A 24,848-nucleotide genomic window follows, 5' to 3' on the forward strand; every position below is an offset into this window, starting at 1 on the left:
CATCAGGAGTGGGCCATTATACGCCGCTTGGAGTACACTCACCGCCAGCGGGAGCGCCCCTGACGCGCCCGAGGACGTCAAATGGACATTTTGCAAGTACTTATCGACTTTTTCACTGGATATGGTTATTTCGCCGTATTTTTCGTGCTGCTGATCTGTGGTTTTGGCGTGCCGATCCCGGAGGACATCACCCTGGTGGCCGGCGGGGTGATCTCTGGCCTGGGCTACACTCATGTGCATACGATGTTCGCCGTCGGCATGGCCGGCGTGCTGGTGGGCGACGCCACCATGTTCACCATTGGCCGGGTGTACGGCAAGTCCGTGCTGAAACTGCCTTTTATCGCCAGAGCGCTGACGCCGGAACGCTTTGTCGCCGTGCAGGAAAAATTTGAAAAGTACGGGGTATGGGTGCTGTTTGTCGCCCGTTTTCTGCCGGGCCTGCGCTCGCCGATTTTTCTCACCGCCGGGCTCACCCGCAAGGTGCCGTTCTGGCGCTTTTTGCTGATGGACGGCCTGGCCGCGCTGATCAGCGTGCCGGTATGGGTGTATCTGGGCTTTTTTGGCGCCTCCAACCGCGATTGGCTGATGACCTGGGTGCACCGTGGCCAGGCCGGCATTCTGGTGCTGATTGGCCTGGGCGCCGTGCTGGCGGCCAGCTATTGGTGGATTCAGCGCCGGCGCAAAGCCCGCGCCTGTGAATTGCGCCGGGTGGCGGGGCGGGAGTAAACCCCCGTCTTGGCTGCCAGCCCGCATCTGGCACTGACGGTCGCCTTGCGCCGACAGTGTCCGCTGGCGACAACTTCTACCACTGAGGTTTGCGCTCCCGTTTTACACAGCAAAGCCCTGCATCGGGTAACAATGCAGGGCTTTTTCACACCATTAGCCAGTCGCTTAGCCAGATTACGGCTTGCCGGCATCCTTGCCATCACCGGCAAAATCACTGGCGTTGAACGCCGGGGTGGGCTCTTCGCCAGCCGCGGGCGCCGCTGGCGCTTCGCCTTCCATCACTGGCGGCGGCAGGGCGTCGTCATTGGCGTCCGGGGTGATTTGCAGCTCTTGCGTCAGCTCGGCGCCGCTGGTGTCCACCGCCTTGTCCAGGCCCATGGTGACCAGATTGGGGAAGGCAATCAGCATGGCCACCATCGCCAGCTGAATCAGCACAAACGGCACTGCGCCCCAGTAAATCTGGCTGGATTTCACCCGCTCGATCAGCTTGCCGGTGACCTTGTCGGTGTAGTCCTTGGTGGCGGCCACACTGCGCAGGTAAAACAGCGCAAAGCCAAACGGCGGGTGCATGAACGAGGTTTGCATATTCACCGCCAGCAAGACGCCAAACCACACCAGGTCAATGCCGAGTTTTTCCGCCACCGGGGCCAGCAAGGGCACCACGATAAAGGCCAGCTCGAAAAAGTCGAGGAAGAAGGCCAGGCCGAACACCAGCAGGTTGACCACAATCGAAAAGCCGATCTGGCCGCCCGGCAGGTCGTGCAGCAGATGCTCCACCCAGACATGGCCATCCACGCCGTAGAAGGTCAGGCTGAACACCCGCGCGCCCACCAGGATGAACAGCACAAAGGTGGTCAGCTTGGCGGTGCTGTACATCGCCTGCTTGAGCAGCGCCAAATCCAGCCGCTTGCGCGACAAGGCCATGATGATGGCCCCCGTGGCACCCATGGCGCCGCCTTCGGTGGGGGTGGCGATGCCCACAAAAATCGTGCCCAGCACCAGAAAAATCAGCCCCAGCGGCGGAATCAGCACAAAGGTGGTTTTTTCGGCGATCTGCGACAGCAGGCCCAGCTTGAACTGACGGTTGATCAGCGCCAGCACAAAGGCCACGCCAATGCCAACCATGATGGACACCACAATGGTTTCGTCCAGCGGGTGGTTTTCCGGGTATTGCTTGGCGAACAGCACGCCAGCAGCCACGGCGATCAGGGTGAGCACGCCCAGCGAGCGGTTGCCCGACGCGCCATTGGACTCGCGCAGCGAGCGCGCTTCGGGCGGCAAGGCCGGCGCCGACTCCGGGCGGAACATGGTGCAGGCAAACACATACACAGCGTACAAAGCCGTCAGGATAAAGCCCGGAATAAACGCACCCTTGTACAAATCGCCCACCGAGCGGCCCAGCTGGTCGGCCATCACAATCAGCACCAGCGAGGGCGGAATGATCTGCGCCAGGGTGCCTGAAGCGGCAATTACACCCGAGGCCAGCCGGCGGTCGTAGCCATAGCGCAGCATGATGGGCATGGAAATCAGCCCCATCGAAATCACACTCGCCGCCACCACGCCCGTGGTGGCCGCCAGCATGGCGCCCACCAGAATCACCGCATAGGCAATGCCGCCGCGAATCGGCCCGAAAATCTGGCCGACGGTGTCCAGCAAGTCTTCGGCCATGCCGCTGCGCTCCAGCACCAGACCCATGAAGGTGAAGAACGGAATCGCCAGCAGGGTGTCGTTATTCATCACCCCCCAGATGCGGTCGGGCATGGCGTTGAACAGCGAGGGCTGTAACAGGCCCAGGTCGATGCCCAGCAGGCCAAACACAATGCCGTTGGCGGCCAGGGCAAACGCCACCGGGTAGCCCAGCAGCAAAAAAATCACCATCGAGGCAAACATCACCGGCGCCAGGTTTTCCGCCAAAAAATGATGCGCGGCGCTGTCGTGGCCCAGCACGTCGCTGATGGACGCGCCCATCAGCGCCGAGCCAACCAGGGCAAGGATCAATACCGACAAAAAGGCAAACACCCAGGGCATAAAGCGCATGCCGCTGACTGGCGCGGCGGCGGGGGCAGAGACATTAGCCATGTTGCGCTCCTTTCTGCAGGGCGGCGGCTTCGGCTTGTTCGCGTCGGCGCAGCTCGTCAATCAAGGCCTGTTCGGCGCTGATTTCTTCGCCCTTGTGGGCCGGATCCGGGCTGGCGCCGCACAAAAAGCCGATCTGCTTGATCGCCTGCGACAAGCCTTGCAGCCACAGCAGGGCAAAGCCCAGCGGCAGCAGCATTTTGGCCGGCCACAAAATCAGCCCGCCGGGGTTGGCCGACACATCGCCGGCGCGCAGTGAATTCAAAAAGTACGGCACGCCCAGCCACAGCACCAGGCCCACCACCGGGAACAAAAACACCAGGGTGCCCAGCAACTCCATCCAGGCGCGGGTGCGCGGGTCGTAACGGGACGACAGCAAATCAATGCGGATGTGCTCGTTGTGCAGCAGGGCATGGCCGGCGCACAGCAGAAACACGGCGGAGAACATATACCATTGCGCTTCCAGCAGCGCATTGGAGCTATAGTCAAAAGCTTTGCGGATGACCGCATTGCCGGCGCTGAGCAGGGTCATGGCCAGAATCAGCCACATGCTCCAGCGGCCGATTCTGTCGTTGACCGCGTCGATCACGCGCGACAGTTTCAGGGCAGCGTCAATCATGGATGACTTACCTCATGGGTAGCGTGCAAAGGGGCGTCGCCACGGGTGGGCGACGGCTGCCGTCTACGGCGCAGACAACAACGCGACCGGGGGTGACGGTCGCGTGGTCGCCGGCCGCGAAGAGCCGCTCATCCTGGCTAGGCGCACAACCGCAGGCAGCACAGCCGTGCGGCAAGGTCGCGCAACAACGCCAGGAGGGTTTGGTGAGCGGCGCTAAGTGGGGGGCGGCTTACTTCAGCGGAGTGGCCTGGGTGAAGCGGTCCATGGTGCCTTCCGCCACGCTGAACCAGCGCGACTGGGTGTTGCGGTAGGGCAGCCAGGAGGCGTAGATCTTCTTGAACAGCGGGTTCTTGGCCGATTCTTCGGCATACAGCTCTTCCGCAGCCTTCTGCGCCGCCACCATCACATCCTTCGGATAGGCTTGCAGCTTGACGCCCTGTTTGAGCAGACGGCCCAGCGCCAGCGGGTTTTTGTGGTCGTATTCGGCCTGCATGGTGACGTTGGCTTCGGCGGCGGCGGCCTTCAGCGCGGCCTGGTAAGCCTTGGGCAGCTTGGCCCAGTGCTCTTTGTTGATCATGAAGGTGATCTGCGGGCCCGGCTCCCAGAAGCCCGGGTAGTAGTAATTTTTGGCGATCTTGAAGAAGCCCAGCTTTTCATCATCGTACGGCCCCACCCATTCGGTGGCGTCGATGGTGCCTTTTTCCAGCGCCGGGTAGATATCGCCGCCGGCCAGGGTTTGCGGCACCGCGCCCAGCTTGGCCATCAGCTCGCCGCCAATGCCGGGGATACGCATTTTCAGGCCCTTGAGGTCGGCCAGGCCTTTGATCGGATTGCGGAACCAGCCACCCATCTGCGTGCCGGTATTGCCGCCAGCCAGGGCAATCACCTTGTATTGGTCAAACAGCTCGGCCATCAGCTTGTCGCCGCCGCCAAACTGCATCCAGGCGTTTTGCTGGCGGGAATTCAGGCCAAACGGCATCGAGGTGTCAAAGCCAAACGCCTTGTTCTTGCCCACATAGTAATAGCTGCAGGTGTGGCCGATTTCCACCGTGCCATTGCTGACTGCGTCCAGCACTTGCAGGCCCGGCACGATTTCGCCGCCAGCGAACACGCGGATGTCGAATTTACCGTCGGTCAGCTCGCGCACGCGGTCGGCCAGCACTTCAGCGCCGCCGTAAATGGTGTCCAGGCTTTTCGGGAAGCTGGACGCCAGCCGCCAGCGGATTTGCGGTTCAGCGGCAATCGCCGGCGCGGCGATGGCGGATGCGGCCAGACCGGCGACCCCGGCTTGTTTCAGAAAGGCGCGACGTTCCACGAGTTTCTCCTTTGTGTTCACTTCTCATGTGATGATTTTTTTATCCGCCTGTGTCCGGCAGTTTTTGGCTTCAGCCGGCACAGGCAGTCTTTTATCTATACCGCAAAACACGGAAAACAACATCATGCAGTGCAGCAATATTGGTCATACCTTTTTACTTTTGAAGAAACTGCCACAATAAAGCCATTGGCATGATGCCATTCCAGGCAAGCAAGGTCAATCAAACGGACGTTTCACATCGTAAGCGAGTAGCTCAGTCCTGCTGGCACACCGCCGCCATGCGCGCCAGCGCCTCTTCCAACTGTGCCGGCGGGCAGCCAAAGTTCAGGCGGACAAAACCGGACAGACCAAAATCCCGTCCATCCGACAGCCCCACGCCGCCAGCCTCAAACTGCGCTACCGGGTCAGCCCAGCCCTTGGCGCGCACATCAATCCAGGCCAGATAAGTGCCCTGGCTGTGGGTGACGCGCACGCCAGGCAGCGCGCCCAGCACGCTTTCCACCCGCTCCCGGTTGGCGCGCAGCACCGTCAACAAGCCTTGCAGCCAATCCGGGCTGTCGCGATAGGCCGCTTCGGCCGCCACCAGGCCAAATACATTCACCCCCGGCACAATGCCACGCATGGCGCGGCTAAAGCGCGCGCGCAAAGCCGGGTTGGGGATAATGGCAAAAGCGCAGCCCAGGCCGGGCACGTTATAGGTTTTTGAGGGCGCCATCAGCGTGATGCTGCGCTGGGCGGCGTCATCCGACAGGCTGGCAAACGGCTGGTGGTGGCGCTCGGCGTCCAGAATCAACTGGCAGTGAATCTCGTCCGAGCACACCGTCAGTTCATGGCGGCGGGCAAAATCGGCCACTTCGGCCAGCTCCTCGGCCGACCACACCCGGCCCACCGGGTTGTGCGGATGGCACAGCATCAACAGGCGGGTGCGCGGGGTCAGCGCGGCTTCCATGGCCGCCCAATCCCAGCGCCAGCCATCGGCGCCTTCTTGCAGCAACGCGGTTTGCAGCTCACGGCCCGATAGCTGTGGCGCCGACATGAACGGCGGATACACCGGCGTGGCGGTCAGCACCGCGTCGCCAGGCTCACCCACCGCCCGGCAGGCCACGTTCAGCCCGCACACCAGGCCAGGCAGCCACACCAGCCAATCGGCCTCAATGTGCCAGCCGTATTCACGCGCCAGCCAGTCACTTACCGCGCCGGCCACGCCGGGCAGCACGTCCGGATAGCCATACACGCCGTGCGCCACCCGTTCGGCCAGCGCTGTTTGCACCGCTGGCGGCGCGGCAAAGTCCATATCGGCCACCCACATCGGCAAAATGTCGCGGCCGGCGTATTTCTGCCATTTCCAGCTGTCGCTGTCGCGCCGGTCGGGCGCTTGTTGAAAAAGCTCCTGCATGATGATGTCCACCTGGCTGGGCCGTGGGAACAATTGCCCAGCGGCCGGTTCATAACCGAACCATCATGCCCGCCGGCCGTGTGGCCGGCAAGACAGGAGCTTGTATGACCGTATTATCCCGACTGTGCCGCCTGTCGGTGGCCGCCGCCGCCGTGTGGCTGGCCGCGTGCGCCGAGCTGCCGGCACAGCCCACCTCGGCCCCGGCCGCCACTCAAGGCAGCGCCACCCCCGCCGCCACCCCGCGACCGCTCAACCGCGAAGCTGAAGTGCTGGTCACCCTGGCGGCCCTGCACGAAGATAGCCTTAATCAAAGCATGACGCTGCTGCCCCTGGTGCGCGAGCGCGCCCAGCGCAAGCCGCTGGAGCGCAGCATCCAGCTGCACGCCAACGAGCTGCGCACCTTGCGTGGCTGGATCAGCCGCCTGCCCGACCGGCCACAGGCCGATTATTTGCCGCGCCTGCCCGAACCCGGCGCCCTGACCCGCGCCCAGGCCGAACGCCAGTATGTGCAAGCCATGCTGGCGCATCACGATGCGGTCGAGCAATTGGCCCGCCGCGCCGAGGGTGTACGGCTGCGCCCGGCACTGAAAACCCTGCTGGAAACAGTGCGGGCGCGCAGCCAGGCCGAACGCCCGGCGCTACAGGCCCGGCTGGACGCGCTGCCCTGATGGTCTTTTGCCGGCGCACAGACGCTGTTGGATCTATCCCGCAAGAAAAAGCCCACCCCTTGCGGGGTGGGCCAAAGCGGGTACTTGAGGAGAGTAGCCCGGAAACGCCACGCTATCCGGCGGGGCAGCGCCGGATGACATAAGAGAAAACAGCGGCGACCTGCTTGGGTTTAGGGTTGCTCACCAAACCCAGTGGAGCGGTCCTGGCCAGGTGCGCGGGGAGTGCGGCAAGGTCGGGCAACCACGCCAGGCGGGTTTGCTGAGCAATGCTTACAGCAGCCCATCCACCAGCGCGCGGCTGATCACCAAACGCTGAATATCGCTGGTGCCTTCGTAAATCTGGGTTACTCGCACGTCGCGGTAAATCCGCTCAATCGGAAAATCGCGCAAATAACCGTAGCCACCCAGCGTCTGCAAGGCGCCGGAACACACCCGCTCGGCCATTTCCGAGGCGAACAGCTTGGCCATCGAGGCTTCTTTCAGGCAGGGCTGGCCGGCGTCTTTCAGGCTGGCGGCGTGCCACACCAACTGCCGCGCCGCTTCCAGCTGGGTGGCCAGGTCGGCCAGGCGAAAGCCCACCGCCTGGTGCTGGATAATCGGCTGGCCAAAGCTTTCCCGCTCGCGGGCGTAGCGCAGCGCACCATCCAGCGCCGCACGCGCCATGCCCAGCGACTGGGCGGCAATGCCGATGCGCCCGGATTCCAGATTGGCCAGGGCAATGCGGTAGCCATCGCCCTCCGCACCCAGCCGCTGGCGGGCGGGAATGCGGCACTGGTCAAACACAATCTGGCAGGTGTCACTGGCCGCCTGACCCAGCTTGTCCTCCACCCGCGCCACCTGATAACCCGGCGTGGCGGTGGGCACAATAAACGCCGACAGGCCTTTTTTGCCGGCTTTCGGGTCGGTGACGGCAATCACGATGGCGATGTCGGCGTGCTTGCCCGAGGTGATGAACTGCTTGGCGCCGTTGAGCACATAGTCATCGCCATCGCGCACCGCCCGGGTGCGCAAGGCGCTGGCGTCCGAACCGGCCTGCGCCTCGGTCAGGCAAAACGCCCCCAGCCATTGGCCACTGGCCATCGGCCGCAAAAAAGTCTCTTTTTGCCACGCATCGCCAAACCGCTCAATCGGCCCGCAGCCCACCGAATTGGTGACGGAAATAATGGTGGACGTCGCGCCATCACCCACGGCGATTTCCTCCAGCGCCACTGCCGCCGCCAAAGTATCCAAACCCGCCCCGCCCCACTCGGTGGGCACGGTAATGCCATACAGCCCCAACTCGCCCAACTTGCGCAATGCATCGGCTGGAAACTCATGCGCCTCAGCCCAACGCGCCGCATTCGGCGCCAACTCGCGCGCGGCAAAATCCGCCAAGGTGTCGCGCAGCAATTGATGTTCGGGGGACAAAATCATGCTTTGGCCATCCTCAGTAGTAATCGATCAAAATAAGAGCCGCTCACCAAACTGCGGTCAACGAGATTTCACCCTCACCCCGCCGTGGCCCCTTGCCTGGAGGGGACCCCGTCAGCGCGGGGACGACGCTGAGGCTGGGTAAAGCACCAAAGTGGCACACAACGATGGCGTCGTCCCAATTCGTTGCGCCCTATGCGCCTTAATGACAAGGCCTAGTTGATTGGTGACGCGCCCTAGATTTTCAGTGCTTTTCCCGTTGCGCTTAGCCGGTTTACCCCCCGTAAAGCGCGCCGAGCATCGCAGAAAATCGGGGGGTAGTCCGCCCCGCATGTTCGAAGCGACGGCGCAGCCGGCGCAAGTTCGGGGCGGCCCCGGTTTTCGAGAAGCACAGGGCACCACCGACGCCGCAGGCGGCGGACGGGCGCGCGTCCCGGGGTCGCCTTTCTTTGCCTACTTTCTTTGGCGAAGCAAAGAAAGTAGGGCGCGCACGGGGCGCCACCCCGTCTCAATCCCCCGCGCGCAGCGCGCACCTTACTTACATCCGCTCAATCGCCAACGCCGTCGCCTCCCCGCCGCCAATGCACAAACTCGCCACCCCACGGCGCAAACCATACTGCTGCAAAGCCGACAACAACGTCACCACAATCCGCGCCCCCGACGCGCCAATCGGATGGCCCAGCGCACACGCGCCGCCATGGACATTCACCTTCTCCGCCGGCAACTTCAAATCATGCATCGCCGCCAGCGTCACCACGGCAAACGCCTCGTTGATTTCATACAAATCCACACTGTCGGCGCTCCAGCCAATCCGCCCCAGCAACTTCTCGATGGCGAAGGTCGGCGCCGTGGTGAACCAGGCCGGAGCCTGGGCGTGGCTGCTGTGGCCCACAATCCGCGCCAGCGGGGTCAAGCCGCGCCGCTCGGCCTCGCTGGCGCGCATCAACACCAAGGCGGCGGCGCCGTCAGAAATCGAGCTGGCGTTGGCCGGGGTCACCGTGCCGTCCTTCTTGAACGCTGGCTTGAGCTGGGGGATTTTGTCCAGATTGGCCTTCAGCGGTTGCTCATCGTCGCTGACGACTTCTTCACCCTTGCGGCCTTGCAGAGTCACCGGGGTGATTTCGCTGGCAAAGCGGCCGGTGCGGATGGCGTCTTGCGCGCGGGTCAGCGAGCGGATGGCGAATTCGTCCTGCATGGCGCGGGTAAAGCCATAGTGCTCGGCGCATTGCTCGGCAAACACCCCCATCAGCGCGCCTTTTTGGTAGGCGTCTTCCAGGCCGTCAAGAAACATATGGTCTTTGATTTCGCCGTGGCCCAGCCGAAAGCCGGCGCGCGCCTTGGCCAGCAGATAGGGGGCGTTGCTCATGCTTTCCATGCCGCCGGCCAGCACCACCCGGCTGGCGCCGGCCAGCAACACATCATGCGCCAGCATGGCGGCCTTCATGCCCGATCCGCACATCTTGTTCACCGTGCTGCACGGCGCCGACTGCGGCAGGCCGGCGCCCAGCACCGCCTGGCGCGCCGGGGCCTGGCCCTGACCGGCGGGCAGCACGCAGCCCATCAGCGCCTCGTCGATGTCTTCGCCGGCCACGCCAGCGCGCGCCACGGCGGCGGCCACGGCGGCGGCGCCCAGCTGGGCGGCGGTGAGGCTGGACAAGCTGCCTTGCAGGCCGCCCATCGGGGTGCGCGCCATGCCGACAATCACAACCGGATCTTGCATGTGTCTCTCCTTGTTTTTTTGCCGCCGGGTGTGCCGGCGTGTGCGTGGCCGCGTGCGTCGGCGCTGGCGCGCCGCACGCATCGGTAAAATTACCTATCGTTTACGTTAACGTAAACCAACTGGCAAAAAACTCACTCGGGGATGCCCCCGGTGCGTTTTTCCAACAAACGCTCGCACTGCACCCGCAAGGAGCCGACTTCCTTGAGCACCGCATTGATGTCTTCCTGCTGCTGACGCAGCTGGCTTTCGCGGCGCGAGAGCAGCTTGATGAACTCGAACAACTGCGACTCGTCATCGTTGGCGGTGTCGTAGAGTTCGAACAGTTCGCGGATTTCCTGCAAGGTGAGCCCGATGCGCTTGCCGCGCAGCGTCAGCATCAAACGCACGCGGTCGCGGCGCGAATAGATGCGGTGCTGGCCGCGCCGTTCGGGCTCCAGCAAGCCTTGGTCTTCGTAGTGACGAATCGCCCGTGGGGTGATGTCGAACTCGCGCGCCAGCTCGCCGATGGTGAAGGTTCTGTCCTGAACTGTGCTCACAATGCTGCAACTCGTAGGGATATTTCGGGTTAAGCGGCTGATTTTACCGCGTTTCACCCCATCACGGCCACCCTGGCGGCATGGTTGGCCTGGCGGGTGGGCTAAGCGCTGCTGGCAAAACCCTCCTGGCGCGCTGGCGCAGCGTGCGGCTGCGCACCTCGCCAAGAGTGCTGCGCCGAGTGTGGCAAGCCACGCTAAATCAGCGACAGCGTACAAAGCATTGTTGACGTTTACGTAAACGTGATAGTAGTTTAACCACACCTCAACACGCAAGGCAAGGAGAGCAGCATGCAAATTCAACACATTGGCGTAGTCGGCGCCGGGCAAATGGGCAGCGGCATTGCCCAGGTGTGCGCCCAGGCCGGGCTGACGGTGACGCTGGTGGACGTGCACCAGGCGGCGCTGTCGCGCGCGCGCGACACCATCGCCCGCAGCCTGGCGCGGCTGGTGAAAAAAGGCGCGCTGACCCAGGCCGACGCCGACGCATCCCAGGCGCGCATCGCCTACCACGATGCGCCTACCGAGCTGGCGCACTGCCAGCTGGTGATCGAGGCCGCCACCGAAAACTGGGAGATCAAAGCCCAGCTATTTGCCCGCATTGCCAGCGTGGTCAATGAACAAACCATTTTGGCGTCAAACACTTCGTCGATTTCGCTCACCCGTCTGGCCGCGCGCGTGCCGGCGGCGCATCGGGTGATTGGCATGCACTTCATGAACCCGGTGCCGGTGATGCCGCTGGTGGAAATCATCCGCGCCCGCCAGACCGACGACGCCACCTTTGCCGCCATCCGCGCGCTGAGTGAGCGGCTGGGCAAGACGCCGGTCAGCGTCAACGATGCGCCGGGTTTTGTCTCTAACCGGGTGCTGATGCCGATGATCAACGAGGCGATTTTTTGCCTGCACGAGGGCATTGCCAGCGCCGGCGACATCGACGCGGTGATGAAGCTGGGCATGAACCACCCGATTGGCCCGCTGGCGCTGGCCGACCTGATTGGCCTGGACACCTGCCTGGCGATCATGGACGTGCTCTACCACGAATTGCGCGACAGCAAATACCGCGCCTGCCCGCTGCTGGTGCAGATGGTGGACGCCGGCCAATTGGGCCGCAAGACGGCTAAGGGTTTTTACGGTTATGAATCATAGGCTTGATCTTGTCATGCACTGCTGCGGTGCAACATCGATAGTTGTTGCATGACATTGACCGCTTCGGCTAGTCTAGTTCCGGCAAGTTTACGTTAACGTCAACGTAATGAAATCCGATTCAGCTTGCCGGCGCATTCCGAGGCGGCCACCGCCCACCCGCGCCACATGACCCGGCGCCACGACGCCGGGTCATGATTTGTCGCCAGAGACCGGGTCCACCCGGCGCGCGACACCCTGAACCGGCTGTGCGCTGGCGCGCAGCCTGAACAGATTCAGAGCCGTTCGCCCCGCTGCATGCGCGGCCCAGGCCGTTGACACGGTCAGGCCGCCGCGCCAGGCAAAGCGCGCGGCTCGTTAGAGAACATGAGGACGGAGACAACACACATGGCAAGCCCGCAAGCGTTGCAGGTCAACGCGCACGCGCCATCCAGGCCGGCGCTGGACACCTTCCCCAAGCTGCTGCTCAACCATGCCGCCGTGCGCGGCAATCGTCCCGCCATGCGGGAAAAAGACCTGGGCATCTGGCAAACCTGGAGCTGGGCCGAGGTAGCTGCCGAGGTACGCGCCATTGCCTGCGGCCTGGCCGCGCGCGGCTTTGCCCGTGGCGACCGTCTGGCCATCATCGGCGACAACCGCCCACGCCTGTACTGGAGCATGGCTGCCGCCCAGTGTCTGGGTGGCGTGCCGGTGCCGCTGTATCAGGATGCGGTGGCGGAAGAAATGGTGTTTGTGCTGCAAGACGCCGGCGCGCGCTTTGCCGTGGTGGAGGATCAGGAGCAGGTGGACAAGCTCCTGGAAATCCGCGACCGCCTGCCGACGCTCACCCACATCATTTACGACGACCCGCGCGGCATGCGCCACTACCAGCATGACGGCCTGCACAGCTTTGCCGAAGTGCTGGGCGATGGCCGCGTGCACCACGACGAGCATCCGCATTTTTTCCAGAGCGAAGTGGACGGCGTGGGCGCCGACGACATCGCCATCATGCTGTACACCTCGGGCACCACCGGCAACCCCAAGGGCGTGGCGCACACCTACCACAGCATGATTGTCACCGCGCGCAACAGCATCGAGGCGGAAGGGCTGAGCGACCAGGAAGAAGTGCTGGCCTATCTGCCGATGGCCTGGGTGGGCGACAACCTGTTTTCTTATGCGCAGTCGATGGTGGCCGGGTTTTGCGTGTCCTGCCCGGAATCCAGCGAGACGGTGATGACCGATATGCGCGAAATCGGGCCGACGTATTACTTTGCCCCGCCGCGCGTCTACGAAAACCTGCTGACCCAGGTGACCATCCGCATGGAAGACGCCAGCCCGCTCAAGCGCTGGATGTTCAATTACTTCATGGAGCATGCGCGCAAGACCGGCACCCGCATTGTCGATGGCCAGCCGGTGAGCATGATCGATCGTCTGGGCTACTGGCTGGGCAATCTCTTGGTGTATGGCCCGGTGAAAAATGTGCTGGGCTTCTCGCGCATCAAGCTGGCGTTTACCGCGGGCGAGGCCATCGGCCCGGAGCTGTTTGATTTTTATCGCGCGCTGAATATCAACATCAAGCAGCTGTACGGCTCGACCGAGGCCTATGTGATGGTGTGCGTGCAGCCCAATGGCCAGGTGAAGCCGGACACGGTGGGCACGCCGGCGCCAGGGGTGGAGGTCAAGATCGCCGATTCTGGCGAGGTGCTGTTCCGTGGCCCTGGCGTGTTCCACAGCTACTGGAACCGCCCGGACGCCACCGCCGAAACCAAGACCGACGATGGCTGGGTGCTGACCGGCGATGCGGGGTTCTTTGACGACGACGGCCACCTGAAAATCATCGACCGCGCCAAGGATGTGGGCAAGTTCACCCAGGGCGGCATGTTTGCGCCGAAGTACCTGGAAAACAAGCTGAAGTTCTTCCCGTATATCAAAGAGGCGGTCACTTTTGGCGATGGCCGCGACCACGCCACGGCGTTCATCAATATTGACCTCTCTGCGGTGGGCAACTGGGCGGAAAAACGCAATCTGCCCTACACCGGCTACACCGACCTGGCCGGCCAGGCCCCGGTGTACGAGCTGATCCGCGAATGCGTGGAAAAGATCAACGCCGATCTGGCGCGCGACCCGCGTCTGGGCCACTCGCAGATCAAGCGCTTTTTGATTTTGCACAAAGAGCTGGACGCCGACGACGGCGAGCTGACCCGCACCCGCAAGGTGCGCCGCAAATTCATTTCCGAGCGTTATGGCGTGCTGGTCGAGGCGCTGTATTCCAGCCAGGAGAGCTGCATGATCGACGCCCAGGTGAAGTTCGAGGATGGCCGCGTGGGCAATATCCGCGCCACGCTCAAACTGTGTGATGTGCAGACCTATCCCCTGGCCACGGCATAACGGAGAAGCGAGCCCATGAATCCTCATCGCAAAATTGGCGACGTCATCCTCAAGGCAGAAAACATTTCGCTGTCGTTTGGCGGGGTGAAGGCGCTGACCAATATCAGCCTGGATGTGCGCGAGCATGAAATCTGCGCCATCATCGGCCCCAACGGCGCCGGCAAGAGCTCGATGCTCAATGTCATCAACGGCGTCTATCACCCGCAAGAAGGCCGCGTCAGCTACAAGGGCCATGTGCGCGACAGCATGCACGCCCACGAAGCCGCCCGTCACGGCATTGCCCGCACTTTTCAGAACATCGCCTTGTTCAAGGGCATGAGCGTGCTGGACAACATCATGACCGGGCGCAACCTCAAGATGCACACCAACTTCCTCCAGCAGGCGCTGTACTGGGGCGCCACCCAGCGCGAGGAAATCCGCCACCGCCGCAAGGTGGAAGAAATCATCGACTTTCTGCAAATCGAGAACATCCGCAAAACCCCGGTGGGCCGCCTGCCCTATGGCCTGCAAAAGCGCGTCGAGCTGGGCCGCGCGCTGGCCGCCGAGCCCACCTTGCTGCTGCTGGACGAGCCGATGGCCGGCATGAACGTCGAAGAAAAACAGGATATGTGCCGCTTCATCCTCGACGTCAACGACGAGTTCGGCACCACCATCGTGCTGATCGAACACGATATGGGCGTGGTGATGGATATTTCCGACCGGGTGATCGTGCTGGACTACGGCAAGAAAATTGGCGACGGCAGCCCCGAGGAAGTGCGCGCCAACCCGGATGTGATCGCCGCCTATCTGGGCACGTCCCACTAGCCGGCCAGGGAGAGACAAATCATGCAGTTTTTTATTGAAGTGATGGTCGGCGGCCTGCTCGCCGGGGTGATGTATTCACTGGTGGCGCTGGGCTTTGTGCTGATTTACAAGGCTTCCGGCGTGTTCAACTTTGCCCAGGGCGCGCTGGTGCTGTTTGCCGCGCTGACCTTTGTCAGCATCGAAAAAATGGGCGTGCCGTTCTGGATCGCCCTGGCCATCACCCTGGGCATCATGGTGCTGATGGGGGTGGCGATTGAGCGGATTGTGTTGCGCCGGTTGGTCAACCAGCCACCGATTTCGCTGTTCATGGCCACCATCGGCTTGTCCTTCTTCATCGAAGGGCTGGCGCAAACGGTATGGGGCACCGAGGTGCATGGCCTGGAGCTGGGCATCACCGACGAGCCGTTTGACGTGATGGGCGTGTTCATCTCCAAGTTTGACCTGTTTGCCGCCACGCTGTCCGGCGTGCTGGTGGCCGGTCTGGCGCTGTTCTTCCAGAAAACCAAGCTGGGCCGCGCGCTGCGCGCGGTGGCCGATGACCATCAGGCGGCGCTGTCGGTGGGCATTCCGCTCAAGCACATCTGGGCGATTGTCTGGGCGGTGGCCGGTTTTGTCGCCCTGGTGGCCGGCATGCTGTGGGGCTCGCGGCTGGGCGTGCAGTTCGCCCTTACCCTGGTGGTGCTCAAGGCCTTGCCAGTGCTGATTCTGGGCGGCTTCACCTCGGTGCCGGGCGCCATTGTCGGCGGGCTGATTGTCGGCGCGGGCGAAAAGCTGGCCGAAGTCTACCTGGGCCCGTTTATCGGCGGCGGCATCGAAAACTGGTTCCCTTACATGCTGGCGCTGGTATTTCTGCTGGTGCGCCCCGAGGGCTTGTTTGGCGAGCGCCATATCGAGCGAGTGTAAAGCCTGCTTGATGTGGCGCTGACATCACGCCTGACATTCTGGAGAAAATTGCAATGATCTACCGCGAAGCTGGACAGTTCAAAATCAATTACCAGAGCGATTCGGCCATTTTGCCCATCGTTCAGGACCGCATGTTCATGATCGGCCTGATGGTCGTGAGCTTTCTGGTCATCCCGGTGCTGGGCTCGGATTACTTTCTGGCCGGCATTCTCACCCCGTTTCTGATCCTGTCGCTGGCGGCGCTGGGCCTGAACATCCTCACCGGCTACGCCGGCCAGCTGTCGCTGGGCTCGGCGGCGTTCATGGCGGTGGGGGCCTTCGCCACGTACAACTTCATGATCCGCATCCCCGGCATTCCGCTGTTGCTGGCCCTGGTGCTGGGCGGGCTGATGGCGGCGCTGGTGGGCATTTTGTTTGGCCTGCCCAGCCTGCGCATCAAGGGCTTTTATCTGGCGGTGGCCACCCTGGCGGCGCAGTTCTTTATTGAATGGGCACTGACCAAGTTTGGCTGGTTCACCAATTATTCCAGCTCGGGGGTGATTTCCGCGCCGGAAATGCAGGTGTTCGGCATTGTCATCGACTCCGCCGCCAAGAAATACCTGTTCACCCTGGCCATTGTCGCCCTACTCACCCTGGCGGCCAAAAATATGGTGCGCAGCTCGCTGGGCCGCAGCTGGATGGCGGTGCGCGACATGGACGTGGCCGCCGAAGTGATCGGCATCCCCATCCTGAAAACCAAACTGCTGGCCTTTGCCATCAGCTCGTTCTACTGCGGCATTGCCGGCGCGCTGTGGGCCTTTGTGCTGCTGGGCACGGTGGACCCGCAAGCCTTTGACCTGCACCGCTCGTTTCAGGTGCTGTTCATGATCATTGTCGGCGGCGTGGGCTCGATTCTCGGTTCTTACCTGGGGGCGGCGTTCATCGTGCTGCTGCCCATCGTGCTGAACCTGATTGGCCAGCTGTTCCACGGCGCGATCAGCACCCAGTTTCTGTCCAATATGGAAATGATGCTGTTTGGCGGCCTGATTATTTTCTTCCTGATTGTCGAGCCGCTGGGCCTGGCCCGCTTGTGGCAGATCGCCAAGGAGAAGCTGCGCATGTGGCCGTTCCCGCACTGAGCGCGGCTCACAAAACCCTCCTGGCGTGGTTGCGCGGCCTTGTCGTACTACCCCGTACTGTCTACGGTCGTGCGCCTAGCCAGGATCGCTTCGCTGAGTTTGGTGAGCGACGCTGAAGCACGGATGCCTGCATCCATCCCTTGTGTAGTCCCGCCATGCCGTCGCGCAGACGGCGGTGTGGCAAAGCCGTAGCTGACATTCAAAAACCGAGGAGAGACACCATGAAGACGAATTCCCTGAAGCGTTCCGTCCTGGCCGTGGCCGTGTCGTTGGGCACGCTGGCCGCAGGCCAGGCCTGGGCCGCCGAGCAGTTCATCCCGATTCCCAGCTATCGCGTCGGCCCCTACGCCTCGGGCGGCTCCAAGTATTACGGTGGCCTGATTGACTACATCAACCTGGTCAACGCCAAGGAAGGCGGTGTCGGCGGCGTCAAGCTCACCTACGAAGAGTGCGAAACCGAATACAAAAACGACCGTGGCGTAGAGTGCTACGAGCGGCTCAAGGCCAAGGGCGAAGCCGGTGCCTCGATGTTCAACTTCATGTCCACCGGCATCACCTACGCCACCATGGACCGCGCCTCGCAGGACAAAATCCCGCTGGTGACCATCGGCTTTGGCCGCGCCGACGCCAAGGACGGCAGCGTGTTCCCCTATGTGTTCCCGCTGATCACCTCGTACTGGAGCCAGGCCTCGGCCAAGATCAGCTATATCGGCCAGCGCCTGGGCGGCATGGACAAGCTCAAGGGCAAAAAGATCGTCAACCTCTACCACGGCTCGGCTTACGGCAAAGAAACCATGCCAGTGCTGGAGGCGTTCGCCAAGAAATACGGCTTTGAGCTGGTGAATGTGGAAGTCCCGGCGCCGGGCACCGAGCAGCAATCGCAATGGCTGGAAATCCGTCGCCAGCAGCCGGATTTCGTGATTCTGCGCAGCTGGGGGGTGATGACCCCGGCGGCGATCAAGGCCGCCGCCAAGGTGGGCTTCCCGCGTGACAAGATCGTCGCCGTGTGGTGGGGCGGTTCGGAAGAAGACGTCATCCCGGCTGGTGAGGCCGCCAAGGGTTATATCGCCGGCAGCTTCGCCTCGGATGGCGTGGGCTTCCCGGTGATTCAGGACATCCAGAAAACCCTGTACGCCAACGGCAAGGGCAATCTGTCCGACCAGGCCGCCATCGGCACGGTCAACTACAACCGTGGCGTGATCGGCGGGATCATGATGGTGGAAGCCATCCGCGTGGCGCAAGGCAAGTTCGGCAAAAAAGCGCTGAACGGCGACGAAGTGCGCTGGGGCCTGGAACACCTCGACCTCAGCCCGGCCCGCCTGAAGGCGCTGGGCGCGGCCAATATGATCCCCGGCGTGAAAACCTCGTGCGCCAACCACGAAGGCTCGGGCTACACCCGCTTCATGCAATGGGACGGCAAGGCCTGGAAGCCGGCCTCCGGCTGGATTGCCCCGGACAACAGCGTGCTGGATCCGCTGGTGAAAGCCTCGGCAGACAAGTACGCCAAAGAAAAGGGCATCACCCCGCGCGATTGCAGCAAGGAAAAGTAATCCACCCGGCCCCGGTGTCTGCCGGGGAGGATGTCCTGTTTGCCGGCGGATGCACGTTATCCGCCGGCCCTATGGAGCCGCATCATGAGTCAAACCGGCATTGTTCCCGGCCACACCGACCAGCAGCCCAGCCCGTTCTTGCTGTCGGTCAACAATATTGAAGTGATTTACAACCATGTGATTCTGGTGCTCAAGGGCGTGTCGCTGGACGTGCCAGAAGGCAGCATCGTCGCCTTGCTGGGCGGCAACGGCGCGGGCAAGAGCACTACGCTGAAAGCCATTTCCAACCTGTTGGCCAGCGAACGCGGCGATGTCACCAAGGGCTCGGTGGAGTTTCGCGGCGAACGGGTGGATCAGCTCACCCCGGACGCGCTGGTCAAGCGCGGCGTGGTGCAGGTGATGGAAGGCCGCCATTGTTTTGGCCACCTCACCGTAGAAGAAAACCTGCTGACCGGCGCGTATACGCGCAAGGCCAGCCGGGCGGAAATCGCCCAGGACCTGGAGAAGGTCTATCACTATTTTCCGCGCCTGAAAGTGCGCCGGCAGAGTCAGGCCGGCTACACCTCGGGCGGCGAGCAGCAGATGGTGGCGGTGGGCCGCGCGCTGATGGCGCGCCCGAGCATGATTTTGCTGGACGAGCCGTCGATGGGCCTGGCGCCGCAGATTGTGGAAGAGATTTTCGAGATTGTTAAAGACTTGAATCAAAAAGAGCGGGTGAGTTTTCTGCTGGCCGAGCAGAACACCATGGTGGCGCTGCGCTACGCCAATTTTGGCTACATCCTGGAGAACGGCCGGGTGGTGATGGATGGCGCGGCGGATGAGTTGGCCAGCAATGAGGATGTGAAGGAGTTTTATCTGGGCCTGGGCGGGGATGGGCGCAAGAGTTTCCGCGAGGTGAAGCATTATCGGCGGCGTAAGCGGTGGTTGGCGTAAGGGTTTATCTGTCTGGGTGATGTGGTTGCGCTGACGCGCATGGGCTGGGGCTGAATTGGGGCGGGGCTTCGCCCCGCACCCGACCCTATTTCTTTGTCTCGCCAAAGAAATAGGGGAAAGAAAGGCGACCCGGGCGTCGCGCCCTACGCCTGCGGCTTCGGGTGCCTTGCGCTTCTCGCCGGCCAGGGCCGCCACGGAATGGCGCGTCGGCTGCGCCGCCGCTTAGCCGTGGCGGACACCTCCCTGTCCGGCTGCGATGCTCAGCGCGCCACACGGGGGTGAACAGCGGCTAAGCGCAACGGGCAAGGCACTAAAAGTATTGAATTTATAGATTATTGGGGTTTTGGTGAGCGCTAAGGTTGTGCAGTGCTACCCGGCATTTACCCCACCCCCGCGTCGTCCCTGCGCAGGCGGGGACCCAGGCAAGGAACCACAGCGTGGCGACGGTGAAAACGCGTTGGCCGTGGTTTGGTGAGTGACTCACCCACCCTACGCCATCACAAGAATCAGGTTTGGCCAGCAGCACGGCCAGTATGTTGAATACGCAGCATCTCAATTCGAGGATATTCCGATGCCCCATCTGGACGCTCTGGAAACCCGGCCGCACGCGCAGCGTGTGGCGGAGCAATACGCCCGTTTGCCGGCGCAGTTGGCTTATGCCCGTGAGCATAGCCCGGCTTATGCCCAGGCGTTGGCCGGCCTGGATTTGTCCGCTGTCACCGATGCGCAGGCGCTGGCGGGGTTGCCGGTGACGCGCAAGTCGGCCTTGATTGAGCAGCAGCAGGCGTGCCCGCCGTTTGGCGGGTATGCCGCCATGGCGGCTGGGGCAGCCAGTCGGGTGTTTGCCTCGCCCGGCCCGATTTACGAACCCCAGGGGCCGGGTGAGGATTTTTGGCGGATGAGCCGCGCGTTGTACGCCGCCGGGTTTCGCAGCGGCGATATTGTGCACAACACGTTTTCTTATCACTTCACTCCGGGCGGCTTCATGCTGGATTCCGGCGCGCGCGCCTTGGGCTGCGCGGTGTTTCCGGCCGGGGTGGGGCAGACCGAGCAGCAGGTGATGGCGCTGCGCGATATTGGCGCCACCGGCTACACCGGCACGCCGTCGTTTTTGAAAATCATCCTGGATAAAGCCGACGAGCTGGGCATTGCCCTGCCCCGCTTGAACAAGGCGCTGGTCACTGGCGAGGCCTTGCCCAACAGCCTGCGTCAGCAGTTTGAGGCGCGCGGCATTCAGGTGCGCCAGTGCTACGCCACGGCGGATTTGGGACTGATTGCCTACGAGAGCCAGCCCGGCGAAGGCTTGGTGGTGGACGAGGGCATTGTGCTGGAGCTGGTCAAGCCTGGCACGGGCGAGTTGGTGGCCGATGGCGATGTCGGCGAGGTGGTGGTCACCCCGCTGCATAACCGCGCCTACCCGCTGGTGCGCTTTGCCACCGGCGATTTGTCGGCGTTTCTGGACAGCGCCGGCAGTTGCGGGCGCAGCAATCGCCGCATCAAGGGCTGGCTGGGCCGCGCCGACCAGACCGCCAAGATCAAGGGCATGTTTGTGCACCCGGCGCAAATCCACGCCATCGGCCCACGCCATCCGGCGCTGGGGCGCTTGCGCCTGGTGGTGGAGCGGGTGAACGACCTGGACCACATGACCCTGCACGCCGAGAGCGCCGACAGCGACGCCGCGCTGCGCCAGGCGGTGGCCGACAGCCTGCGCGAGCTGACCAAGCTCAAGGGCGAGGTGTGCCTGTGCGCGCCGGGCAGCCTGGCCAACGACGGCAAGATTATTGACGACCAGCGTCCGCTGGCCTGACACACACAGAGGCCGGGCGCCACGTCCGCCCGGCCCGGATAACGCTGGCGGGGCGATTCGCCCCCACCCAATTAGGAGACACTGCATGACCGCCACCTTGCCTACCGTTCCGCTGCTGATCCAGGGCGAATTTGTCGAGTCCGCCACCACGCAATGGCGCGATGTGGTCAACCCGGCCACCCAGGAGCCGCTGGCCCGCGTGCCGTTCGCCACGGCCGATGAAATCAACGCCGCCATCGCCAGCGCCAAGGCCGCGTTCAAAACCTGGCGCAAGACGCCGATTGGCGCGCGCGCGCGGATTTTTCTCAAGCTGCAACAGCTGATCCGCGAAAACATGGCCGACCTGGCCGCCACGCTGACCGCCGAGCAAGGCAAGACCCTGGCTGACGCCGAGGGCGATGTGTTCCGTGGCCTGGAAGTGGTTGAACACGCCGCCAATATCGGCACGCTGCAAATGGGCGAGTTTGCCGAAAACGTCGCCAGCGGCGTGGACACCTACACCCTGCTGCAACCGCTGGGCGTGTGCGCCGGCATCACCCCGTTCAACTTCCCGGCGATGATTCCGCTGTGGATGTTCCCGATGGCCATCGCCACCGGCAACACCTTTGTGCTCAAGCCCTCCGAGCAAGACCCGCTGGTCACCATGAAGCTGGTCAAGCTGGCGCTGGAAGCCGGCGTGCCGCCGGGCGTGCTGAATGTGATTCACGGCGGCGAAGACGCGGTGAACGCGCTGTGCGACCACCCGGACATCAAGGCGATTTCGTTTGTGGGCTCCACCCGCGTCGGCACCCATGTGTACAACCGCGCCAGCCTGAACGGCAAGCGCGTGCAGTGCATGATGGGCGCCAAAAACCACGCCGTGGTGATGCCAGACGCCAACCGCGAACAGGCGCTCAATCAACTGGTCGGCGCGGCGTTTGGCGCCGCCGGCCAGCGCTGCATGGCCACCACGGTGGCGGTGCTGGTGGGCGCGGCGCGCGAATGGGTGCCGGAGCTGGTGGCCAAGGCGCAGGGGCTGCGCGTGGGCGCCGGCAAGGATAACCCGGATGTGGGGCCGATGATTTCCTGCGCCGCCCGCCAGCGCGCGCTGAACCTGGTGGCGCAAGGCCTGGAGCAGGGCGCGGTGCTGGAGCTGGATGGGCGCGGCGTGCAGGTGGACGGCTACCCCAACGGCAATTTCTTTGGCCCGACCATCCTGTCCGGGGTCAAGCCGGGCATGGCGGTGTACGACCAGGAGATTTTTGGCCCGGTGCTGGTACTGACCGAGGCCGACAGCCTGGACGAAGCCATCGAGCTGATCAACAGCAACCCCAACGGCAACGGCACCGCCATCTTCACCCAGAACGGCGCGGTGGCGCGCAAGTTCCAGGAAGACATCGACGTCGGGCAGGTGGGCATCAATGTGCCGATTCCGGTGCCGGTGCCGCTGTTCAGCTTTACCGGCTCGCGCGGCTCCAAGCTGGGCGACCTGGGCCCGTACGGCAAGCAGGTGGTGATGTTCTACACCCAGACCAAGACCATCACCCAGCGCTGGTTTGACGACCCGGCGTCGATGGGCAAGGTGAACACCACCATCAGCCTGAAGTAAAACCGCCAAGCGCCGCTAAGAGTCGCTTACAAAACGCGCCTGGCGTTGTTGCACGACCTTGCCGTACGACTCGTACTGTCTGCGGCCGTGCGCCTGGCCAGGACCGCTGCGCTGAGTGTGGTGAGCGACTCTTAAGAGGTGGGGCGGGCCGCGCAAGCGCATGGCTTTGCGGCTCGCTTCGGCGACAGACATAAGACAACAATAAAATCAGAAGGACCCACCCCCATGGATTTTTCCCTCTCTGACGACCAGCGCGCCTTTCAGGACGCCGCGCGCGCCTTTGCCCGCCACGAGCTGGCGCCGCACGCGGCGGACTGGGACGCCGAGTCGATTTTTCCGCGCGAGGTGATTGCCCGCGCTGGCGAGCTGGGCTTTTGCGGGCTGTACACCCCGGAAACCTACGGCGGACTGGGCCTGTCGCGGCTGGACGCCGCCATCGTGTTTGAAGAACTGGCCGCCGGCTGCACCTCCACCACGGCGTATATCACCATCCACAATATGGTGTCGTGGATGTTCGCCACCTGGGCGCGCCCGGAAGTGGCCGAACGCTGGGCGCCGTTTTTGGCCAGCGGCGAAAAACTGGGCAGCTACTGCCTGACCGAACCCAACGCCGGCTCGGACGCCGCCAATCTGCGCACCCGCGCCGAGCGGCGCGGTGACCGCTATGTGCTGAATGGCAGCAAGATGTTTATCTCTGGCGCGGGCGACACCGACCTGCTGCTGGTGATGGCGCGCACCGGCGAGGCCGGCCCCAAGGGGATTTCGGCATTTGCCGTGCCAGCCGATCTGCCGGGCATTCACTATGGCAAAAAAGAACACAAAATGGGCTGGAACAGCCAGCCCACCCGCGCCATCACTTTTGACAACGTCGAAGTGCCGGACGACCACTTATTGGGCGAAGAAGGCCAGGGCTTCAGCATGGCGATGAAAGGCCTGGACGGCGGGCGCATCAATATCGCCACCTGCTCGGTAGGCACCGCGCAAGCGGCGCTGGAGCGCGCCCAGGCGTATTTGCACGAGCGCAAGCAGTTTGGCCGCGAGCTGGCCGAGTTTCAGGCGCTGCAATTCAAGCTGGCCGACATGGCCACCGAGCTGGTGGCGGCGCGGCAAATGGTGCGTCTGGCTGCCTGGAAGCTGGACCACGGCAGCGCCGACGCCACCACCTATTGCGCCATGGCCAAGCGCTTTGCCACCGATGTCGGCTTCAAGGTGGCCAACGATGCGCTGCAATTACACGGCGGCTATGGGTATATTCGCGAATATCCACTTGAACGTCATGTGCGCGACAATCGCGTGCACCAGATTCTGGAAGGCACCAACGAAATCATGCGGGTGATTGTTGCCCGCGCCATCCTGCGCCCTGGCGGCGCCGAGGACATCCGATGACACACTACCCCCACCTGTTGCTGGACATTCAACAACACACCGCGCTGGTCACCATCAGCAACCCGCCGGCCAACACCTGGAACGCCGACAGCCTGAACGGCCTGATTGAGCTGGTGCACGAACTGAACGCCAACCGCGACATCTACGCCTTGGTGCTCACTGGCGAGGGCAGCAAGTTTTTCTCGGCCGGCGCCGACTTGAACATGTTTGCCGACGGCGACCCGGCGGTGGCGCGCAAAATGGCGCGGCTGTTTGGTCAGGCGTTTGAAACCCTCACCGATTTTCGCGGCGTGTCGATTGCCGCCATCAATGGCTACGCCATGGGCGGTGGCCTGGAAGTGGCGCTGGCCTGCGATGTGCGCATTGCCGAAACCCAGGCGCAAATGGCGCTGCCGGAAGCCACCGTTGGCCTCTTGCCCTGCGCGGGCGGCACGCAAAACCTGCCCTGGCTGGTGGGCGAAGGCTGGGCCAAGCGCATGATTCTGTGCGGCGAGCGGGTGGATGCCGCCACCGCCGAGCGCATCGGCCTGGTCGAGCAGGTGGTGCCTACTGGCGAGGCGCGCGCTACGGCGCTGGCGCTGGCGGCCAAGGTGGCCAAGCAAAGCCCGAGCAGCGTCACCGCCTGCAAGGGCCTGATCCAGGCGGCGCGCAGCAACCCGATGAAGCACGCGCTGCCGGCCGAGCGCGAATTGTTTGTCGATTTGTTCAACACCCAGGACCAGCGCGAAGGCGTCAACGCCTTTCTGGAAAAACGCGCCCCCCACTGGAAAAACGCCTGATTGCCCC

General features: G+C 63.2%; 20 protein-coding genes. 13 read left to right on the forward strand and 7 right to left on the reverse strand.

What is annotated here, in order from left to right; translation table 11 throughout:
* Positions 1–81: 81 nt before the first annotated feature.
* On the forward strand, positions 82–726 hold the full coding sequence (locus tag DFR34_RS03340; RefSeq protein ID WP_110389749.1) for a DedA family protein: 645 nt from the start codon (positions 82–84) through the stop codon (positions 724–726).
* A gap of 174 nt (positions 727–900) precedes the next feature.
* On the opposite strand, the gene DFR34_RS03345 is transcribed toward DFR34_RS03340, so the two are convergent.
* From DFR34_RS03345 to DFR34_RS03360, 4 genes are all read right to left on the reverse strand, one after another.
* Positions 901–2,805: a TRAP transporter large permease gene (locus tag DFR34_RS03345; RefSeq protein WP_245906802.1), complete on the reverse strand. Its 1,905-nt coding sequence runs from the start codon at positions 2,803–2,805 to the stop codon at positions 901–903.
* Positions 2,798–3,421, reverse strand: coding sequence for a TRAP transporter small permease subunit (locus DFR34_RS03350; protein WP_245906803.1), 624 nt, complete (start codon positions 3,419–3,421; stop codon positions 2,798–2,800). The genes DFR34_RS03345 and DFR34_RS03350 overlap by 8 nt, the downstream gene beginning before the upstream one ends.
* 229 nt (positions 3,422–3,650) lie before the next feature.
* Positions 3,651–4,736: a TRAP transporter substrate-binding protein gene (locus tag DFR34_RS03355; protein ID WP_110389750.1), complete on the reverse strand. Its 1,086-nt coding sequence runs from the start codon at positions 4,734–4,736 to the stop codon at positions 3,651–3,653.
* Positions 4,737–4,989: 253 nt separating this feature from the next.
* Positions 4,990–6,132 (reverse strand): MalY/PatB family protein, encoded by a 1,143-nt coding sequence (locus tag DFR34_RS03360; protein ID WP_110389918.1) that lies wholly within the window; start codon positions 6,130–6,132, stop codon positions 4,990–4,992.
* Positions 6,133–6,236: 104 nt separating this feature from the next.
* Between DFR34_RS03360 and DFR34_RS03365 the strand changes: the two genes are divergently transcribed.
* On the forward strand, positions 6,237–6,800 hold the full coding sequence (locus DFR34_RS03365) for a hypothetical protein (RefSeq protein WP_110389751.1): 564 nt from the start codon (positions 6,237–6,239) through the stop codon (positions 6,798–6,800).
* Positions 6,801–7,070: 270 nt separating this feature from the next.
* On the opposite strand, the gene DFR34_RS03370 is transcribed toward DFR34_RS03365, so the two are convergent.
* From DFR34_RS03370 to DFR34_RS03380, 3 genes are all read right to left on the reverse strand, one after another.
* Positions 7,071–8,213, reverse strand: a complete 1,143-nt coding sequence (locus DFR34_RS03370; protein ID WP_110389752.1) for an acyl-CoA dehydrogenase family protein — start codon at positions 8,211–8,213, stop codon at positions 7,071–7,073.
* 535 nt (positions 8,214–8,748) lie between these two features.
* Entirely contained in the window at positions 8,749–9,930 is a 1,182-nt protein-coding gene (locus DFR34_RS03375) for an acetyl-CoA C-acyltransferase (RefSeq protein WP_110389753.1), read from the reverse strand.
* A gap of 131 nt (positions 9,931–10,061) precedes the next feature.
* Positions 10,062–10,466 (reverse strand): MerR family transcriptional regulator, encoded by a 405-nt coding sequence (locus tag DFR34_RS03380; protein ID WP_110389754.1) that lies wholly within the window; start codon positions 10,464–10,466, stop codon positions 10,062–10,064.
* 288 nt (positions 10,467–10,754) lie between these two features.
* Here DFR34_RS03380 and DFR34_RS03385 point away from each other — a divergent pair, with 288 nt between their 5' ends.
* From DFR34_RS03385 to DFR34_RS03435, 11 genes are all read left to right on the forward strand, one after another.
* The gene (locus DFR34_RS03385; protein ID WP_110389755.1) at positions 10,755–11,609 is read left to right on the forward strand and encodes a 3-hydroxybutyryl-CoA dehydrogenase; all 855 of its coding nucleotides are present in this window, start codon (positions 10,755–10,757) and stop codon (positions 11,607–11,609) included.
* Positions 11,610–11,993: 384 nt separating this feature from the next.
* Positions 11,994–13,973 (forward strand): AMP-dependent synthetase/ligase, encoded by a 1,980-nt coding sequence (locus DFR34_RS03390; RefSeq protein WP_110389756.1) that lies wholly within the window; start codon positions 11,994–11,996, stop codon positions 13,971–13,973.
* A gap of 15 nt (positions 13,974–13,988) precedes the next feature.
* Entirely contained in the window at positions 13,989–14,777 is a 789-nt protein-coding gene (locus DFR34_RS03395) for an ABC transporter ATP-binding protein (RefSeq protein ID WP_110389757.1), read from the forward strand.
* 21 nt (positions 14,778–14,798) lie between these two features.
* The gene (locus DFR34_RS03400; protein ID WP_110389758.1) at positions 14,799–15,680 is read left to right on the forward strand and encodes a branched-chain amino acid ABC transporter permease; all 882 of its coding nucleotides are present in this window, start codon (positions 14,799–14,801) and stop codon (positions 15,678–15,680) included.
* A 53-nt stretch (positions 15,681–15,733) separates the two neighbouring features.
* A complete protein-coding gene (locus DFR34_RS03405) occupies positions 15,734–16,798 on the forward strand; it encodes a branched-chain amino acid ABC transporter permease (protein ID WP_110389759.1) in 1,065 nt (354 codons plus the stop codon).
* 221 nt (positions 16,799–17,019) lie between these two features.
* Positions 17,020–18,348: an ABC transporter substrate-binding protein gene (locus DFR34_RS03410; protein ID WP_170121686.1), complete on the forward strand. Its 1,329-nt coding sequence runs from the start codon at positions 17,020–17,022 to the stop codon at positions 18,346–18,348.
* Between the two features lie 84 nt (positions 18,349–18,432).
* A complete protein-coding gene (locus tag DFR34_RS03415; protein WP_110389760.1) occupies positions 18,433–19,281 on the forward strand; it encodes an ABC transporter ATP-binding protein in 849 nt (282 codons plus the stop codon).
* A 571-nt stretch (positions 19,282–19,852) separates the two neighbouring features.
* Positions 19,853–21,088, forward strand: coding sequence for a phenylacetate--CoA ligase family protein (locus DFR34_RS03420; protein ID WP_110389761.1), 1,236 nt, complete (start codon positions 19,853–19,855; stop codon positions 21,086–21,088).
* Positions 21,089–21,173: 85 nt separating this feature from the next.
* The gene (locus tag DFR34_RS03425) at positions 21,174–22,676 is read left to right on the forward strand and encodes a CoA-acylating methylmalonate-semialdehyde dehydrogenase (RefSeq protein WP_110389762.1); all 1,503 of its coding nucleotides are present in this window, start codon (positions 21,174–21,176) and stop codon (positions 22,674–22,676) included.
* Positions 22,677–22,901: 225 nt separating this feature from the next.
* Entirely contained in the window at positions 22,902–24,062 is a 1,161-nt protein-coding gene (locus DFR34_RS03430; RefSeq protein ID WP_110389763.1) for an acyl-CoA dehydrogenase family protein, read from the forward strand.
* A complete protein-coding gene (locus DFR34_RS03435) occupies positions 24,059–24,841 on the forward strand; it encodes an enoyl-CoA hydratase (protein WP_110389764.1) in 783 nt (260 codons plus the stop codon). The genes DFR34_RS03430 and DFR34_RS03435 overlap by 4 nt, the downstream gene beginning before the upstream one ends.
* Positions 24,842–24,848: the final 7 nt, after the last annotated feature.

Origin of the sequence: Rivihabitans pingtungensis (assembly GCF_003201855.1) — a bacterium.
Lineage (GTDB): Bacteria > Pseudomonadota > Gammaproteobacteria > Burkholderiales > Aquaspirillaceae > Rivihabitans > Rivihabitans pingtungensis.

Bases quoted from the DNA above. Each gene is read 5' to 3' on its own strand.
- DFR34_RS03340 (WP_110389749.1), top strand. From the start codon at position 82: ATGGACATTTTGCAAGTACTTATCGACTTTTTCACTGGATATGGTTAT.
- DFR34_RS03345 (WP_245906802.1), bottom strand. From the start codon at position 2,805: ATGGCTAATGTCTCTGCCCCCGCCGCCGCGCCAGTCAGCGGCATGCGC.
- DFR34_RS03350 (WP_245906803.1), bottom strand. From the start codon at position 3,421: ATGATTGACGCTGCCCTGAAACTGTCGCGCGTGATCGACGCGGTCAAC.
- DFR34_RS03360 (WP_110389918.1), bottom strand. From the start codon at position 6,132: ATGCAGGAGCTTTTTCAACAAGCGCCCGACCGGCGCGACAGCGACAGC.
- DFR34_RS03365 (WP_110389751.1), top strand. From the start codon at position 6,237: ATGACCGTATTATCCCGACTGTGCCGCCTGTCGGTGGCCGCCGCCGCC.
- DFR34_RS03370 (WP_110389752.1), bottom strand. From the start codon at position 8,213: ATGATTTTGTCCCCCGAACATCAATTGCTGCGCGACACCTTGGCGGAT.
- DFR34_RS03375 (WP_110389753.1), bottom strand. From the start codon at position 9,930: ATGCAAGATCCGGTTGTGATTGTCGGCATGGCGCGCACCCCGATGGGC.
- DFR34_RS03385 (WP_110389755.1), top strand. From the start codon at position 10,755: ATGCAAATTCAACACATTGGCGTAGTCGGCGCCGGGCAAATGGGCAGC.
- DFR34_RS03390 (WP_110389756.1), top strand. From the start codon at position 11,994: ATGGCAAGCCCGCAAGCGTTGCAGGTCAACGCGCACGCGCCATCCAGG.
- DFR34_RS03395 (WP_110389757.1), top strand. From the start codon at position 13,989: ATGAATCCTCATCGCAAAATTGGCGACGTCATCCTCAAGGCAGAAAAC.
- DFR34_RS03400 (WP_110389758.1), top strand. From the start codon at position 14,799: ATGCAGTTTTTTATTGAAGTGATGGTCGGCGGCCTGCTCGCCGGGGTG.
- DFR34_RS03405 (WP_110389759.1), top strand. From the start codon at position 15,734: ATGATCTACCGCGAAGCTGGACAGTTCAAAATCAATTACCAGAGCGAT.
- DFR34_RS03410 (WP_170121686.1), top strand. From the start codon at position 17,020: ATGAAGACGAATTCCCTGAAGCGTTCCGTCCTGGCCGTGGCCGTGTCG.
- DFR34_RS03415 (WP_110389760.1), top strand. From the start codon at position 18,433: ATGAGTCAAACCGGCATTGTTCCCGGCCACACCGACCAGCAGCCCAGC.
- DFR34_RS03420 (WP_110389761.1), top strand. From the start codon at position 19,853: ATGCCCCATCTGGACGCTCTGGAAACCCGGCCGCACGCGCAGCGTGTG.
- DFR34_RS03425 (WP_110389762.1), top strand. From the start codon at position 21,174: ATGACCGCCACCTTGCCTACCGTTCCGCTGCTGATCCAGGGCGAATTT.
- DFR34_RS03430 (WP_110389763.1), top strand. From the start codon at position 22,902: ATGGATTTTTCCCTCTCTGACGACCAGCGCGCCTTTCAGGACGCCGCG.
- DFR34_RS03435 (WP_110389764.1), top strand. From the start codon at position 24,059: ATGACACACTACCCCCACCTGTTGCTGGACATTCAACAACACACCGCG.